Source organism: Wenyingzhuangia fucanilytica (genome assembly GCF_001697185.1).
Classification (GTDB): domain Bacteria; phylum Bacteroidota; class Bacteroidia; order Flavobacteriales; family Flavobacteriaceae; genus Wenyingzhuangia; species Wenyingzhuangia fucanilytica.
In genome coordinates this window covers 712,136-729,225 of sequence record NZ_CP014224.1, presented here as the reverse complement: position 1 = coordinate 729,225, position 17,090 = coordinate 712,136, and the positions used below count along the sequence as shown (strand labels likewise).

Below are 17,090 nucleotides of genomic sequence, written 5' to 3'. Positions count from 1 at the left end.
TTGACAAACCTTTCTATAACGACCACATTTTTTGATATCAAAACCATAGATACTATCGGATGTTTTTTCTACAAAACTTCAAACTCTTCACTTAAATGAATCTCCACTGATGAACTACCAATCATGATTTTAAAAGTTCCTGACTCAACTGTCCAATTCATATTTTTATCCAAAATTTCTAAATCTTCTGGCTGTAAAGTAAACTGTACTGTTTTAGTTTCTCCTGGTGATAAATGAACACGTTCAAAACCTCTAAGTTGTGATTCATAAGTAGTAACACTACTCACCTTGTCTTTTACATACATTTGTACAATTTCATCCCCCTCTCTTTTTCCTGTATTGGTTATTTTAAAAGAAACAAGTACATCACTTTGAGAATGTTTTGTTTTTTGATTGACAACCAAATCACTATACTTAAATGTAGTATAACTTAAACCATAACCAAAAGGATACAATGGCCCAAGCACTCTTGTATTACCATATCCATTGGGACCAGAACCTGGCTGCCCTGCTTGAGAACCTGGTTTAAAAGGGAAGTTTAAAGGTATTTGTCCTACTGATTTAGGAAAAGTTACAGACAACTTTCCTCCAGGGTTATAATCTCCAAATAAAGTTTCAGCAATCACTTCTCCTGCTGCAGTGCTAGGAAACCAGGCTTCTAAAATAGCTGGTAAATACTTATTTTCCCAGTTGATGGTTAAAGGTTGACCATTAATCAATACCAAAACAACAGGTTTTCCTGTAGCGTATAAAGCTTGTACTAACTGAAATTGTCTTCCTGGAAGTCCAAGACTAGTTCTTGATTTTGTTTCCCCCACTCGTTTTTCATCCTCTCCTACTACAGCAATAATTACATCTGATTGTTTTGCTTTTTCTACAGCAGCATTAATGCTTGCTTGCTCTTCTACTGATAAAGGAGTAGGAATAATCTCACTTCCTGGCCAATTAGGATCTACTATATCACAACCTTTTTCGTAATAAACATTAGCACTATTTTTAGCATATTTTTTAATTCCTTGATATACTGAGGTTGATGGATTTTCTGCTGGCCCATACCTACTATAGGTAAAATTAACCTCATCTGCTAAGGGACCTGTTACTAAGATGTTTTTATAATTATTTACATTTAAAGGCAATAAATTGTTTTCGTTTTTTAACAAGACTAATGACTCTCTATTGATTTGTTTAGAAAATTCTTCATCTTGCTTAGTATGAACCAATTCATTAGATTTTTTTGGGGTTTCTACATAAGGCTGATCAAACAAACCTAACTTAAACTTAACTCTTAGTACTTCTGCCACTCTTAAATCTATGGTTTTCATAGACAACTTTCCTTCTTGAATTAATTCTCTTAAAGGTTTTACAAAAGATTCTGGTGTTCTAAAAGTAGTTCTTACATTTAATCCTGCTTCAATTACCTGTCTTACAGCTTCTTTATAATCTGCTGCTACATGATGTTTATCCGACACATATTCAACTGCCTCACTGTCAGAAACTACATAACCATTAAAACCGTATTCTTCTCTTAATAGTTCTGTTAAAAAATAATAACTAGCACTTACGGGTTCACCATCATAATCGTTATAACTACTCATAACACCCATAGGCTTTGCTTCCTTAATTACTTTTTTAAAAGGATACAAATGCAACTGATGCATTTCTCTTGGTGCTACATGCGGATCCGTTCTTGCATCTCCATCTCTAGCTCCTTTTGGGATACTATAAACAGCAAAATGCTTGATGGTAGAAGCTATTCCTTGAGATTGAATTCCCTTAACCATTTGTTTTCCCATTTCTGAAATATGAAAAGGTTCCTCTCCATAACATTCTAAAACCCTTCCCCACCTTTGGTCTCTTGCAACATCTAAAATGGGAGCATACACATTTGTATAACCTAAAGCTTTTGCTTCTCTACCTACTACAGTTCCTGCTTTGTAAACCAATTCTTTGTTCCATGTACTTCCAATACCAATGGGAGCTGGTAAAGGAGTAGCTTTTTTATGACAAAGTCCGTGAACTCCTTCATTGGTGAAATCTACAGGAATTCCCATTCTAGTTTCTTCTATAAACCATTTTTGAACTTTATTAATAGCCTCCGCATGATTACTATATGGATATGAATTTTCTGTATAAGTATTTTCTCTTCCGTGAATGGTGTTTAAGTGCTCATCAATATTAGCAATACCATCTTTCCACACTCTATTTTTCCATTCAGGCGTAGGCAATTCATCTTCTAAAACGCGTGCATATCCGTATAGCGTTACTAGCTGACAAGTTTTTTCGTCAACATTCATTAAAGAAACAAGGTTCTGTACCCTATCTTCTATATCTGCCTTAGGATCTTCAAAAACATCTTTTACTCCATTTTTGTTAAAATCTATCCAATCTTTATGATAGATTTTTTTAGGTTTTGTTTTAAAAGACAAAGTCAATATTAAAACACAAGGCAATAAGAATATTGCTGCTATTTTATATTTCATTCTTAATTAAGTTTACGAGATTTAAAGGGTTTTATGCTCAATAATTTTTCTAGCATCTTCTGGATTTGTTTTTTGTTTGCCGGTAAGTAAATAAATAATCATTCCAGCATCAGAAGGGTCTAAATCACCTTTTTTTACACAAGTTAATTGTCTTTTATACAGCCAATCTAATTGTTTTGAAACTTCCTCAGAACCTTCTCTTATTGGTGAGTTTTTAATCCAATCGAACATGTGTTTTGGGGCTTTCATTCCCTCATAATCTTTTCCTCCATTTTGGTCTAGAATTCTATCACAAATCAATCCGCTAGACGAGAAAGTTTCTTTTATTTCTTTCCAAGTCCACCCTGAGTGATGTTCCCAATTATATGGTTTATCAGAATGATTATCATTCCAATTAGAATGAGAAATTAATCTCACGTATTTTAATTTAGATTTTTTGGCTTTGGCAATAGCACTTCCAACAACATGCATAGGCCCTGCAGCAATAATTGTTAATGGATCTTGTTTTTTAGATTTATTAATTTCTTTTACTATGGCCTGAATTGCTTTTGTGCTATCTGCAACCGCTTCTATAAAATTAGAATGGTGGTAATGATAAATTTCTTTTCCTTCTAAAGCACTTATCAACATTTGTTTTTTACCATCGGGTTTATCATGATTGCTTCCCCATATATGATCACTAAAAGTATAAACTGTTAAACGATCTTGTAAGTTTTTTGCAGCAAGTAATGCTAGTGTAAAAGGAGTGGCAGCCCAATCATCATGATCGTGTTCATTTCCATCGGAACTCACCACTATACGCCCAATAGTATAGGGAACCGTTTGTGAATATATTTTACTTCCCAACACTAAAAAAAGTACTAAAACTAAATATTGTTTTCTCATTTTATTTTAGGTTTTTTATTCTCAACAAAGCTTCCATAAAGTAATAATCTGCATATACAATGGGTATATCAATCTCCTTATTTTTAGGGTGATGACCTGTTGAATGTAATAACAAAGCATTATTTTTATTATTACTTAAATAAACATCCGAAGACAAAATAGCAATCAGATTTTTAGCAGCATTGATATACTTTTCTTTTACATTTTTATCTTCTATCAAAGCAGATAACTCTAACATTCCGCAAGCTGCAACGGCTGCAGCAGAAGCATCTTTTGGTGCATTTGGAATTTTAGGATCATCAAAATCCCAAAAAGGAATTCCATCTTTTGGCAAACGATTTAAAAAATGATCTGCCAATTTTATAGAAGTCTCTAAAAAATCTTTTCTTCCCGTTTCTCTACTTGCAATGGCAAAACCATAAATTCCCCAAGTTTGTCCTCTTGCCCACATTGAATTATCAGCATATCCTTGATGCGTATATCCTTTTATAAACGCTCCTGTTTTATCATCAAAAGAACCTAAATGATAAGTAGCACTATCAGGACGAACAATATGTTTCATGGTAACCTCAGCATGACTATTGGCAATTTTGTATAATTCTTTACTTCCTCCATTTTTAGCTGCCCAAAAAAGCAGTTCTAAATTCATCATATTATCAATGATGGTGTTATGAGGATATTGTTTTTTACTTGGCCAAGAAAGAATAGTTCCCACATTAGGGTTGTATAGCGTAGCCAAATTATCGGCAGCAGCTAACATTATTTTTTTGTATGCTGGATTTCCTGTTAATCTATACCCATTTCCAAAACTACAATACACTTGAAACCCTATATCGTGATCATCTGCTGGGCTATATGCAATAGTTTTTATTGGCTCTGTAAACTCTTCGGCAGCTTTTCTAATTTCCTCATCTTGCGTATATTCATAATCATACCACAAAACTCCAGGCCAAAAACCACTACACCAATCTTTAACACCTACTAATTTCCAATTGTTTTGTCCATTAGGAATATTTCTTGGAAAGCCATTGGCGACCTTTAAAGATTTTAGAGATTCTTTTATTTTAACAGCGTTCTTATCTAGTGTAACTTTAACGTCTGTTTTGGTTGTTTTTTGTTTTCCTGCACTACATCCAGATAGGAAAACCGAAATCAAACCGCATAAAAAAGTAATTTTGAAGATTTTCATAAAGCATAGTATTTTTATTATTCCAATAATACAATAATAAAAATACTATGCTTTTATAAATATAAAACATGAATCAATACTCCTAAAATAAAGCCCATTTAAACTTTAAACACATGAGAGTCAAATAACTTATGTGTTTTCGTTTTTATTCGCTTCTACATACTCACTAGGTGTCATATTATACAATTCACGGAATGTTTTTCCGAAATATGCTGCTGAATTAAACCCAGCCATATGAGTCACTTCTTTAATGGTATACATCTCTTTTAACAAAAGTTCTGAAGCGTATTTTAATCGAATGGTACGAATAAAATTACTAGGGTTTTGACCTGTAATTGATTGTATTTTTCTATAAAACTGAGACCTACCAATTCCTATTTCTTTTAATAAGTGTTCTAATTTAAAATCAGTATCACTAATATTATCTAAAATAATTTTGGTTGTTTTTTCTAAAAATGCCTCATCTATAGAATTACTAGTAACCTCGTTTGGAGTGATTACCGCTCCTAATTTTGAGAACTTTTCTCTGATAATTCTTTTAGCCTCTAATAAGTTATTAACCCTTGCCTTTAAAACATTTATATTAAATGGTTTTCCTAAATACCCATCAGCACCAGTATTATACCCTTCAATTCTATCTTTTTCTAAGGCTCTTGCAGTTAGTAGTATTACAGGAATATGACAAGTTTCAAACTCTGATTTTATCTTTTTACACAATTCAAAACCATCCATTTTTGGCATCATTACATCACTAATAACAATATCAGGATAATGTTTTAAAACCATTTTTAGACCTTCTTCTCCGTTTGGAGCTTCAAAAACATCGTAAGCAGCATATAATTCGTTTTTTAAATGTAGCCTTAGTTCTTTATTATCTTCTACAATTAACACTTTTGGTAAATCTCCACTTGCAGGAGCTTTTTCTTCGTGAATAATTACATCTCCTTCATCTGAAATCAACATGTCATATTCTACCGATTTCATTGAGTTGATTAAGAACTCATCTTTTACAGGTTTTACAACACTAGATTCTGCATTTGTATTTAACGGAATTCTTACTGTAAACTTACTTCCTTTGTTAAATTGACTTTCTACAAAAATTTCTCCACCATGTATTTCTACCAATCCTTTGGTAAAGTTTAGCCCAATTCCTGTTCCTGTTTTATAAACATCTACATTATAAAAACGAGAGAATATTTTTTTAAGCTGTTCTTTATCTAAACCTATTCCTGTATCCTCTACTTCTATTTGAATATAATTAACAAGTCCTTTTTTGGTTGATTTATCATCATCTTTACCATTCTTTTTATCAACCACTTTAGCGATAGACACTTTTATTTCACCTTCGGCATTGGTAAATTTGATTGCATTAGAAATTAAATTGGTTAAGATCTTTTCAATTTTATCGAAATCAAAAAGTGAAATCAACTCAGGAGAACTTGATTTAAAAGTATATTCTATATTTTTCTTAGCAGCTATATCTTTAAACAGTGCATAAATATCATTACTAAACTTAACTATATCTCCTTTTTGTAATTGTAAAGGAGACATTCCAACCTCCATCTTACGATAGTCTAAAAGTTGATTTACCAAATACAGTAATCTTCTTGCACTTCGTTGTATAGATTGTGCCGAGCTCTTAACTACTTGTGGATCATTGTATCCTGCAATTAATTTATCTAAAGGATTTAATATTAATGTTAACGGTGTTCTAAACTCATGAGAAACATTTATAAAGAACTCTAACTTTAATTGATCGAACTCTCTTTCTTTTTGACTATTAACTCTATTGGTATAATAGTTCTGTAAATACCATAGTAATATAAATGCTATTAAAAGATAGATGGTATATGCTGTAAGTGTTTTCCATGGTGGAAAATTTACTTTAATCTCCATAAAAGTTACCGGAGCTGCATCCCAATTACCATCTGATGATGCTTTAACTTTAAAAGTATAAGATCCTGGCTGTAAATTAGAGTAGTTTACAATTCTATTTGTACCAGAATTGATATAATCTTTATCTAATCCCTCCATTATATAAGCATACTTTACTTGCTCTTGATTTTGAAAATAAAGGGCGATAAAATTAAAGGACAAATTACTTTGATCGTATTTTAAACTAATTTTTTTAGTCTCAGGGATTGATTTTGATAACTTATAACTACTATTGATGACATCTCCTTGATTAACCTCCTTGTTATTAATTTTTAACCCTAGAATTTTTGGATGCAACTCTACCTTTGCGCTAAAAGAAATATCTTTTGGGTTAAAAATATTAAACCCATTAATTCCTCCAAGAATTACTCGTCCATCTTTAGTAAGATCTACAGATTTACTTTGGTACTCCATACCTTGAATACCATCATGCGTATTAAAAGTTTTTATTTGATGAGTTCGAGGGTTTAAAAAAGACAAACCACTTCTGGTAGTAATCCAAAAATTATGATCTAAATCTTCTACAAGTCCAGTAATTAAATTATTTGGTAATCCATCTTTAGAAAAATATGATTTTACCAAGTTTAAATTTGAATCTAATTTAAACACTCCATTATCTGTACCTAACCAAATGTTATTTAAATAATCTTCGGTAATGTAATTTATTCTATTCCCTGAAATACCGTGAATATCAACTTCATTAAACACTAACTGCTCAGGAACATGTTCTTTTATATCTTCTAGATTTACATAGTTTAAACCTAAGGAAGTACCTATTAAAAGTCTTTTTTTGGAGTCTACTTTTAAAGAAAAAACAAAGTTACTCAACAAACCTTCTTGATTACTTTCTCCTATTTTAAAATGATAAAATTTTTCACTTTCAAGATCAAATAAATCTAAACCTTGATCTCTTAATCCAAACCAAACTCTTTTATCATCATCTTCAACACCAGTCCAAACAGAATTTTGACCAACACTTAATGCGTTTAATTCATCGTGTAAATATCTTTTCGCCTTTAATGTTTCTGGATTAAATTTACTAACCCCACCATCTAAAGTACAAACCCATATTTCACCATTACTCCCTTCAAAAGTATAAAGGATCTTATTAGAACTTAATGTGTTTTTATTTTTTGCATCGTACCTAAAAGATTTAAAAGTTCTGTTTTTATCATCAAATAAATTTAAACCTCCATTGTACGCACTAATCCATATTCTTTCTTTTGAATCTTGTAAAACAGATTGAACAATTTTTTCATTCAACCAATCTTTTCTTCCTTCTTGATAATAATAATGTCCAAAACTTGACTTTTTAAGGTCTAACTTACAAACACCAGCATTATAGGTAGCCAACCAAAATACTCCATCTTTATCCTCTAGTACTTTACATATTTGATTATTGGGTAATGAAAAAGGATCTGAATTATCATGTACGATATGCTGTGCTTTTTTTGTTGACTTATTATATAAATAAATCCCATCACCATCAGTAGGAATCCATATTAATCCAGATTTATCTTGGTAAAAATCATAAAAAGGGACACTTTTATCAGATAGTGAAATTTCATTAAAAGTATTCTCTTCTTTATCCCAAAAAATAATTTTAGACACATCATTACCTATCCAAAAATCATTATCAGCATCTATAAAAAATCGTTTAGGTAAGTGATTTAATTCATATTGAGCTTTGGTATTTATTTCAACTCTTTCGAAAAAATCTGCATTAGGATTGTATTTGTTTAAATGTTCACCATTGGTTTCTACCCAAATAAAATCTTCATTATCTTTTCTAATTTCATATACATTATTATTGTCAATAGTTTTTTCATTGTTAACAATATATTTATAATGCTTAATATTTAAATCGTTTAAATCTACAACACCATCATTAAATGTAATTTTCACCAAACCATTATTAGTACCTACCCAAAGCTGATTGGTAAGATGATCGTAAAACAATGTATTAATGACCTCTGTTGTGGTAACAGTTTTTAAAGATTTCTCGTATAATTTAACACGTGTAAATACTTTAGTGTTTTTATTAAGAAAATTTAGACCATTATTGGTACCAATCCATAAATTTCCATCAACATCTTCTTTTATAACATTTATTCTATTGTTACTAATAGAAGTAGAATCATTTAAAATTGGACGGAATATCTCAAATTCATAACCATTATATTTATTTAAACCATCAATAGTTCCAAACCATAAAAATCCATCACTGTCTTGAAAAAGTTCTAAACAAGTACTACTAGAAAGTCCTTCTTCTGTACTTAAATTCTCAATTTTTAAGTTGGTAAACTGGCCAAAAACAATATGATAGCAAAAGCAAAAAACAATAAAATATATATTCTTATTCATTTAACTTTTTTTTATGAATTTTGCAAAAATACTAAATTAAAACAGGAGTTAATTTTAGATCTAGTGTTATTTTTTGCATTAAATAAAATAGTAAAACTTTAATAAATAGGTTTCATTAGCTAATATATAAAACTATCAAGAAAGCTAACATTTTAAACTAGAGAATAAACAAACCTAATTTCATTTTTTTGTTATTTGTCAAAAAAAAGACCTTTAAATCATACGATTCAAAGGTCTTAAATTAAGTGACAAAGTAATTTAGATTTTTATGAGGTGATATTTTTTACAAAACCTTATTTTCAATCTTCATTCTTTCTTTTATATTATTACTAAAACTTAGTTTCTAGTTTGATATAATCTCTAAATTCTTTTTGTTTATCAACATTTTTAAAAGCTCCACCAAACTCAGCAGTTACAGTTGAACTTTCAATATCTTTTACTCCTCTAGAATTTACACATAAATGTTTTGCATCTATAATACAAGCAACATCATCTGTTCCTAAAGCTTCTTGTAAAGCTTTTACAATTTGACGAGTTAAACGCTCTTGTACCTGAGGTCTTTTTGCATAATGATCTACAATACGATTCATTTTAGACAAACCTACCACAGTACCTTTAGAAATATAAGCAACATGTGCTCTACCAATAATAGGTAACAAGTGATGTTCACAAGTAGAGTAAACCACTATGTTTTTTTCTACCAACATTTCTCCATATTGGTAACTATTATTAAATGTAGATAACTTTGGTCTATTTTCTGGATTTAAACCACCAAACAACTCCTTAACATAAGCCTTAGCCACACGTCTTGGGGTTCCTTGCAAACTGTCGTCTGTTAAATCTAACCCTAAGGTTTCCATGATTTCTTTAACGTTTGCTTGAATTTTCTCAATCTTTTCAGCATCAGATAATTCAAACGCGTCTGCTCGCATTGGAGTTTTTGTCACATCTCCGATGTGGTTATCTCCTATATCATCAATCTCTTCGTAGTTCATTATGTCAATTTCTTGGGACATATTTATAAAATTATAGGGTGCAAATTTACGAATTAATTATGACTTCTAGCAATTCATTTAATTTACACACTGATTGTTCACCTGTACTCATATTTTTTAAGGTATAAGTACCCTCTTCTATTTCTTTTGATCCTACCAACACCACATACGGAATGTTTCTTTTGTTGGCATACATCATTTGTTTTTTCATTTTTGCATCACTAGGATACAATTCAGATTTTACTCCTTCTGCTCTTAGCTTCGCAATAGCTTTGGTCGCATAAAGTGCTTCTTCATTACCAAAGTTGATAAATAAAACATCTGGCCTAGGTAATGCTACTTCTTTAAACAACTCTAACTCCTCTAAAACCAAATAGATTCTATCTAATCCAAAAGAAATTCCAACACCACTCATGTCTTTTAATCCAAAGATTCCTGTTAAGTCATCGTAACGACCACCACCTCCAATAGATCCCATTTTTACACCTTCTGGTGCAGCAACTTCAAAAATAGCTCCTGTGTAATAGTTTAAGCCACGAGCTAAAGTAACATCTAAAGTTAAGTTTGCTGATTGTAATCCTATTGTTTCTATGGTATCTATGATAAAGCTTAATTCTTCTACCCCTTTAGTTCCTTCTGCAGAACTAGCCAACATAGTTGCTAATTGATTTAACTTTTGTTGATTGGTACCCGTAAAATCAAACAAGGGAGCAACTTTTTCTATGGCTGCTTCAGAAATTCCTTTTTCAAGCATTTCTTTAGTCACCCCTTCTTTTCCAATTTTATCTAACTTATCTAAAGCAACAGTAAAATCAATTAATTTATCACTTGCATCGATAATCTCTGCAATTCCTGATAAAATTTTTCTGTTGTTCATTTTAATAGTCACCCCATTTAAACCTAGTTTGGTAAAAACAGTATCGTATAACTGAACAAAATCTACCTCTTGCCATAAAGAATCACTTCCTACAACATCGGCATCACATTGATAAAATTCTCTAAAACGTCCTTTTTGAGGGCGATCGGCTCTCCAAACTGGCTGAATTTGATATCTCTTAAACGGAAACTCAATTTCATTTTGATGCTGCACTACGTAACGCGCAAAAGGCACAGTTAAATCGTAACGCAAAGCTTTTTCACTAATGGCACTTGTTAATTTTTGACTCTCTTTATTGGCTAATAAAGTAGCATCCGCTTTCTTTAAATAATCTCCAGAGTTTAATATCTTAAAAATTAACCTATCTCCTTCCTCACCATACTTACCCATTAAAGTTTGTAGGTTTTCAAAAGAAGGTGTTTCTATAGATTGAAATCCAAAATTTTGGAAAACAGACTTAATTGTTGCAAAAATATAATCTCTTTTTGCCACTTCAACAGGAGAAAAATCTCTAGTCCCTTTAGGAATACTTGGTTTTTGTGCCATCAAATGCCTTGTTTTTTTGAAAGCACAAATATAAATAAACTAAAAGCTAATCTATCATGAATTTAGAAGCGATTTAAATTCCTTTGCATAAAAACAAAAAAAGATCAACCTTATTCTGATTAATCTTTTTCAATATTTATATAACATATCTCTTACAGAAATATTTTTTTAACCGCAATCCCTTGATCTGTCTTAATTTTTAAAACAAAAATTCCTGTTAGCGAATTTGTATAGTTTAACATATTGTTATTTGATGTTGACACTGTACTTCCTTTTATATTTATCAAACTCAATGCATTAATACTATATGCTTCTGAGGCAACAATTAATTGATTTTTATGAATGATAATTTCTAACTTTCCTTTATCAATATTAGAAACCGCTAACGATGCATCTTCTTTAAAAACTAATGAAAACCTATCAGAATATGTTCCTGCTGATAAATTTTTCCTAACAATATCGCCATCATTTAAACTTTCTTTTATCTCCAATTCCTTATCATATAAATAAACTTCTTTATTAAGATTTTCAATTTTATCTATCATAAAAGAAACTTCTTTAGTCTGATCTACCACAACATAAATTGGCACTTCTGTTTCTTCGGTGATTTGAGATACCCCAGCCATTACAAATTTTTCTTCTGTTTTATTGATGATATAAGCATCCGTTGGTTTTTCATCAAATAAAATAGCATCATATCCAGTATCAAAAGTTTCAATACTATTTCCTGATTTAAAATTAACTCCTAATTGCCTATGGTATTCTTTTCCATTTGCTAATGGAAACTGAAAACCAATTCTTAAAGAGGGTAATAAATTGTTTTCTAAAGCACTTACGGTCTTGCTACTTTTAGAGTTTATTAATTTTGAGCTTTTTTGTTGTTTAAAAAATTTAGAAGTGCTTCCTAAAGAAACAATTGCTCTTTGAGAATTTTTAAACTCAATTGTTCCATCTGCTGTAGCATCAGCCATAAACCCTTGCCCAACGGGAATATACTTTTCTGGAGCTTCACCCAAAAAAGAAATACCATTAACTGTTACGGAAGCTGCAATTCCCCCTCCAAACTCCGTATAGACACCATAACCCGCATCATAATCACTTTGATAATGACTTTCTACTCCAGCCTTATCTTCGTAAAAATAAAGAGTGCTAATTATTGAGTTATCACTTAAAAACCTATCGGCATCCAAAGCACTAGGATAAGGATTCCCTAACAAACTAATGGTATTCTCATCAACCTCTAAAGAGTAATCTCCATTATTAGGAGTCCCTTTTGCATAATATCTTTGTGCTGTAGTTCCTGGCTCTTTAATTGTTAATCCTTGACCTATAGGCACAGCACCTGTACTTCTTTTTAACACCCAATTTTCACTATTAAAATAAGTGTACATCCAATGTGTACTTAATGCAGTGATGGCACCGGTCTGTGCTCCATCAGAATCATTATTATAATACACAAAAGAAGTTTCGTTGTTTACAATATCACTTCCTACACGTCCATCTTTAAAATGATCTGCAAAAGAATATGTTGAGTTGTTATTACTCACCGGAGAACTAATGTAACTAAAGGAATAACTGTCTTTAACTGGGGTGGTAAATGGAATATAAAAATTTGTTCCTGTATTGGTGTTTGTTCCTGTGTTGTTTTGTATTAGCTGAGCACCATCTTCTAAATACAAAGCCGCACTACTATTTAGAGTAATTTCTTCATCAATAATCACAGTGGCATTTTCTTCAAATATTAAATTACTACTGTTTTGCAACACTAATGATTTCATTTTAAACTCCCCTGTTCCTAGATTTACTGTTCCACTTTCTATGATAACATCATAATAAGTTGTTGTGTTATCAGGCGTTTTTGAAGACCAAACAGAACCATTAAATGAAGTTACTTTATCAATAGAATACTCAAAAGTAAAATAATCCGTATCACTTAAAACTACCTCTGAAAAAGTAGCAGCACCGTTAGAAATTGTTGCAATATATTCTGTACTATTGGTTAAATCTTCACTTGAAGACACTAACATTCTAAACTTTTGAGAGCCATTATCTGCTTCTTCATCTAAATCAGATAAATCTACACTCACCGTAACAGTACCAACATCTACAACACTACTCCCATTTGGTGCTCTTGAAGAAACGGACCAAATATTACTCAATCTTTTTCCTTCTGTGATGGCTTCAAACGAATAATCTTCTATGGTATTTTGTCCCCAAATTAAATACTCATCATTATCTAAATCACTCGGATTACTTATCGCTACTACTCCTGTTCCTTTTGCAGATGAGTTTGCATTTGCATTGGTATCTTGTCCAATTCCTGCTACTTGGTAATCGTATCCATTGTCATCTCCTTTATACACATCATTTTGTCCTAAGGCAATGTTATATTTTGCTGACAAATAATTCTCTATTAGTATTTTATTCACGATTTCATTGTCAAAATCTACTGAAGTGTGAATAATTTCAAACATATTACTTTCTAAAGCATCACCTTTATCTCCAGAGATATCTAAACCTAAAGTAATACTTGAATTTGTTGTCCAGTTAAAATGATTGGTATTTGAAATATTTTGAGTAGATACTAATACTCCATTTTTATAAACCTTAAGTTTATCATCACTTGTTCTACTGATAAAACTGATGGTAGGACTAGTATAATCACTTACAGACCCAAAAGTATAATTAGTTGTGCTACCACCATCTTTGGCACTTAATCTAAATTGATTGTTATTTGTGTTTAACGAGAATAAATTTTCTGAAGCAATTACATTTTTCCCGTTACTTGGATTTGTTTCATCACTTTTCCAAACCATAATAATGGTATGCGAATCATCGTCTAACTGACCAGATATTGAAGTATCTTCTAAATATTGATAAGAATTACTAAACTCTAATGTGGGTAATTGATTAACCACACTGTTAATTAATTTAGGCGGAGATACATTTCCTATAAACAATATACTAACACCAACACCTTCATATGAATTTCCATTACCAGAAAGATCTCCCCAAGTGGTTTTTTTACTTGTTATTACAAGTCCTCCACTAGTTTCTACCACCTCTTTTTCTGCACTCATCCATAACATATAGTCATCACTAATAGCCTCGGTAGACCCAACACCTCCCGGTCCTAGATCTTGAGCAGATACAACAAATATATTAATGAATAAGGCAGCCATAGCAACTGACTTTTTCATTTCTCATAGCATTTTACCTAAAGTTATTATTTGTTATATAAAAACAGACTAACATATGTTAACCCAAATTGAGTGTTTTGACCTTTCAACATAAAAAAAGCCGCTTTGAAATTTCAAAGCGGCTTTTTTTATAATAGGTTTATCTTTTTAAGATCCACACATTTCACAATCATCTGGATTTTCTCTAGATTGTAAAACCATAGCCTTAAACTCTTCTGGGGTTAATGGTTTATCCTCTTCTTTTTTATCGTTATTTAAAGTGAACTTAATTGCATTAACTGCTGATTTTGTTCTTAAATAGTACATTCCTGTTTTTAATCCTGACTTCCAAGCGTAGAAATGCATTGAGGTTAACTTAGAATAGTTAGCATCTTCCATAAACAAGTTTAAAGATTGAGATTGATCGATAAAATATCCTCTATGACGAGACATATCAATAATATCTTTCATACTCAATTCCCAAACTGTTTTATATAAATCTTTTAAGTCTTGAGGAATTCCTTCTATGTGTTGAATAGAACCATTTGCTCTCATCAACTCTTCTTTTAAAGCGTTATCCCATAAACCTAACTCAACTAAATCTTCTAATAAGTGTTTGTTAACAACAATAAACTCACCAGACAACACTCTACGCGTGTAGATATTTGATGTATAAGGCTCAAAAGCTTCGTTATTCCCTAAAATTTGAGAAGTTGATGCTGTTGGCATTGGAGCAACCAATAAAGAGTTACGAACACCGTTCTTTTTAACTTTCTCTCTTAATTCAGCCCAATTCCAACGACCACTTAATTCTTCATCTTTTACTCCCCACATATTGTATTGAAACTCTCCTTGTGACATTGGAGACCCCTCAAACGTAGAATATGCTCCTTTTTTTGTTGCAATTTCCATAGACGACTCTACAGCTGCAAAATATAAGGTTTCAAAAATATCTTTGTTTAATTGTTTTGCTTCATCAGAAGTAAACGGCATTCTTAACATGATAAAAGCATCAGCTAATCCTTGAATACCCAATCCTACTGGACGGTGTCTCATGTTAGAGTTCTCTGCTTCTTTTACAGGGTAGTAGTTTCTATCAATAACTGTATCTAAGTTTCTAGTTACTTTTTTAACTACTTTATATAATTTATCGTGGTTAAAGAATTTTTCTCCTTTATCGTTAGTTTCTACAAACATTGGAATAGCAATAGAAGCTAAGTTACATACAGCAACTTCGTCTTTTGCTGTGTATTCCATAATCTCTGTACACAAGTTAGAAGAACGAATAACTCCTAAATTCTTTTGATTAGATTTACGGTTAGCAGCATCTTTATACAACATGTATGGGTTTCCAGTCTCAATTTGAGATTCTAAAACTTTTTCCCACAATTCACGAGCTTTAATGGTTTTACGACCTTTTCCTTCAGCTTCGTATTTAGTGTATAATGCTTCAAACTCTTCTCCGTAGGTATCATATAAACCTGGACATTCATTAGGACACATCAATGTCCATTCTCCGTTTTCTTCAACACGCTTCATGAATAAATCAGAAATCCATAAGGCTAAGAATAAATCTCTTGCACGTTTTTCTTCGGCTCCAGTATTTTTTCTTAAATCTAAGAATTCAAAAATATCAGCATGCCAAGGCTCAATATAAATTGCGAAAGAACCTTTACGTTTCCCTCCTCCTTGATCTACGTAACGAGCGGTATCATTATAAACTTTTAACATTGGAATAATTCCGTTAGAAGTTCCGTTTGTTCCACGAATATAAGAACCTGTAGCTCTAATATTGTGAATAGACAAACCAATACCTCCTGCTGATTGAGATATTTTTGCTGTTTGTTTTAATGTATCATAAATACCATCAATACTATCATCTTGCATTTGTAATAAAAAACAAGAAGACATTTGTGGTTTTGGGGTACCAGAGTTAAACAAAGTTGGTGTAGCGTGTGTAAAAAACTTTTTACTCATTAAGTTATAAGTTTCTATAGCTTCTTCGATATCATTTAAATGAATACCAATAGCTACACGCATCAACATTTGCTGTGGACGCTCTGCAATTTTTCCGTTAATTTTTAAAAGATAAGAACGTTCTAAAGTTTTAAAACCGAAATAATCGTAATTAAAATCTCTATCATATACAATTGAAGAATCTAATAAGGCAGAGTTTTCTTCAATTACATTATATACTTCATCAGAAAGTAATGGAGATGCCAAACCTGTACGTGGGTTTACATACTCGTATAATTCTTTCATGGTAGCAGAGAAAGATTTTTCTGTGTTTTTATGTAAGTTAGACACTGAAATTCTAGCTGCTAACTTAGCGTAGTCTGGGTGAGCAGTAGTTAAAGTTGCTGCAATTTCTGCTGCCAAGTTATCTAATTCAGAAGTAGTTACTCCATCATACAACCCTTCAATCACACGCATCGCAACTTTTACTGGATCTACCAACGGGTTTAATCCGTAACAAATCTTTCTAATTCTTGCCGTGATTTTATCAAACATCACAGACTCTTTGTGTCCATCTCTTTTAATTACGTACATAATCCTTTATCTTTTAAGTTAGTTAGTTTTTAGAGAATAATATCCTAACAACACCATTTTTAATGGTATTGTAACATATCAAAAAAAGCA

The 17,090-nt window shown here is 31.5% G+C and carries 8 protein-coding genes; all 8 read right to left on the bottom strand.

Features of this window, described 5'->3' with window-relative positions; genetic code table 11:
- Window positions 1-68: 68 nt before the first annotated feature.
- Window positions 69-2,480, bottom strand: a complete 2,412-nt coding sequence (locus AXE80_RS03170; protein WP_068824448.1) for a glycoside hydrolase family 3 N-terminal domain-containing protein — start codon at window positions 2,478-2,480, stop codon at window positions 69-71.
- Window positions 2,481-2,501: 21 nt separating this feature from the next.
- Entirely contained in the window at window positions 2,502-3,365 is an 864-nt protein-coding gene (locus AXE80_RS03165; protein ID WP_068824447.1) for a hypothetical protein, read from the bottom strand.
- A gap of 1 nt (window position 3,366) precedes the next feature.
- Window positions 3,367-4,554 carry a glycoside hydrolase family 88 protein gene (locus AXE80_RS03160; RefSeq protein WP_068824446.1) on the bottom strand — a complete coding sequence of 396 codons (1,188 nt, stop codon included), beginning with the start codon at window positions 4,552-4,554 and terminating at the stop codon, window positions 3,367-3,369.
- A gap of 129 nt (window positions 4,555-4,683) precedes the next feature.
- Window positions 4,684-8,853, bottom strand: coding sequence for a two-component regulator propeller domain-containing protein (locus AXE80_RS03155; RefSeq protein WP_068824445.1), 4,170 nt, complete (start codon window positions 8,851-8,853; stop codon window positions 4,684-4,686).
- Window positions 8,854-9,182: 329 nt separating this feature from the next.
- Window positions 9,183-9,869: a GTP cyclohydrolase I FolE gene (gene folE / locus AXE80_RS03150; RefSeq protein ID WP_237340625.1), complete on the bottom strand. Its 687-nt coding sequence runs from the start codon at window positions 9,867-9,869 to the stop codon at window positions 9,183-9,185.
- 25 nt (window positions 9,870-9,894) lie between these two features.
- A complete protein-coding gene (gene hisS, locus AXE80_RS03145) occupies window positions 9,895-11,271 on the bottom strand; it encodes a histidine--tRNA ligase (RefSeq protein WP_068824444.1) in 1,377 nt (458 codons plus the stop codon).
- A gap of 152 nt (window positions 11,272-11,423) precedes the next feature.
- On the bottom strand, window positions 11,424-14,471 hold the full coding sequence (locus AXE80_RS03140) for a hypothetical protein (protein WP_068824443.1): 3,048 nt from the start codon (window positions 14,469-14,471) through the stop codon (window positions 11,424-11,426).
- A 147-nt stretch (window positions 14,472-14,618) separates the two neighbouring features.
- Entirely contained in the window at window positions 14,619-17,000 is a 2,382-nt protein-coding gene (locus tag AXE80_RS03135) for a ribonucleoside-diphosphate reductase subunit alpha (protein WP_068824442.1), read from the bottom strand.
- Window positions 17,001-17,090 lie beyond the last annotated feature (90 nt).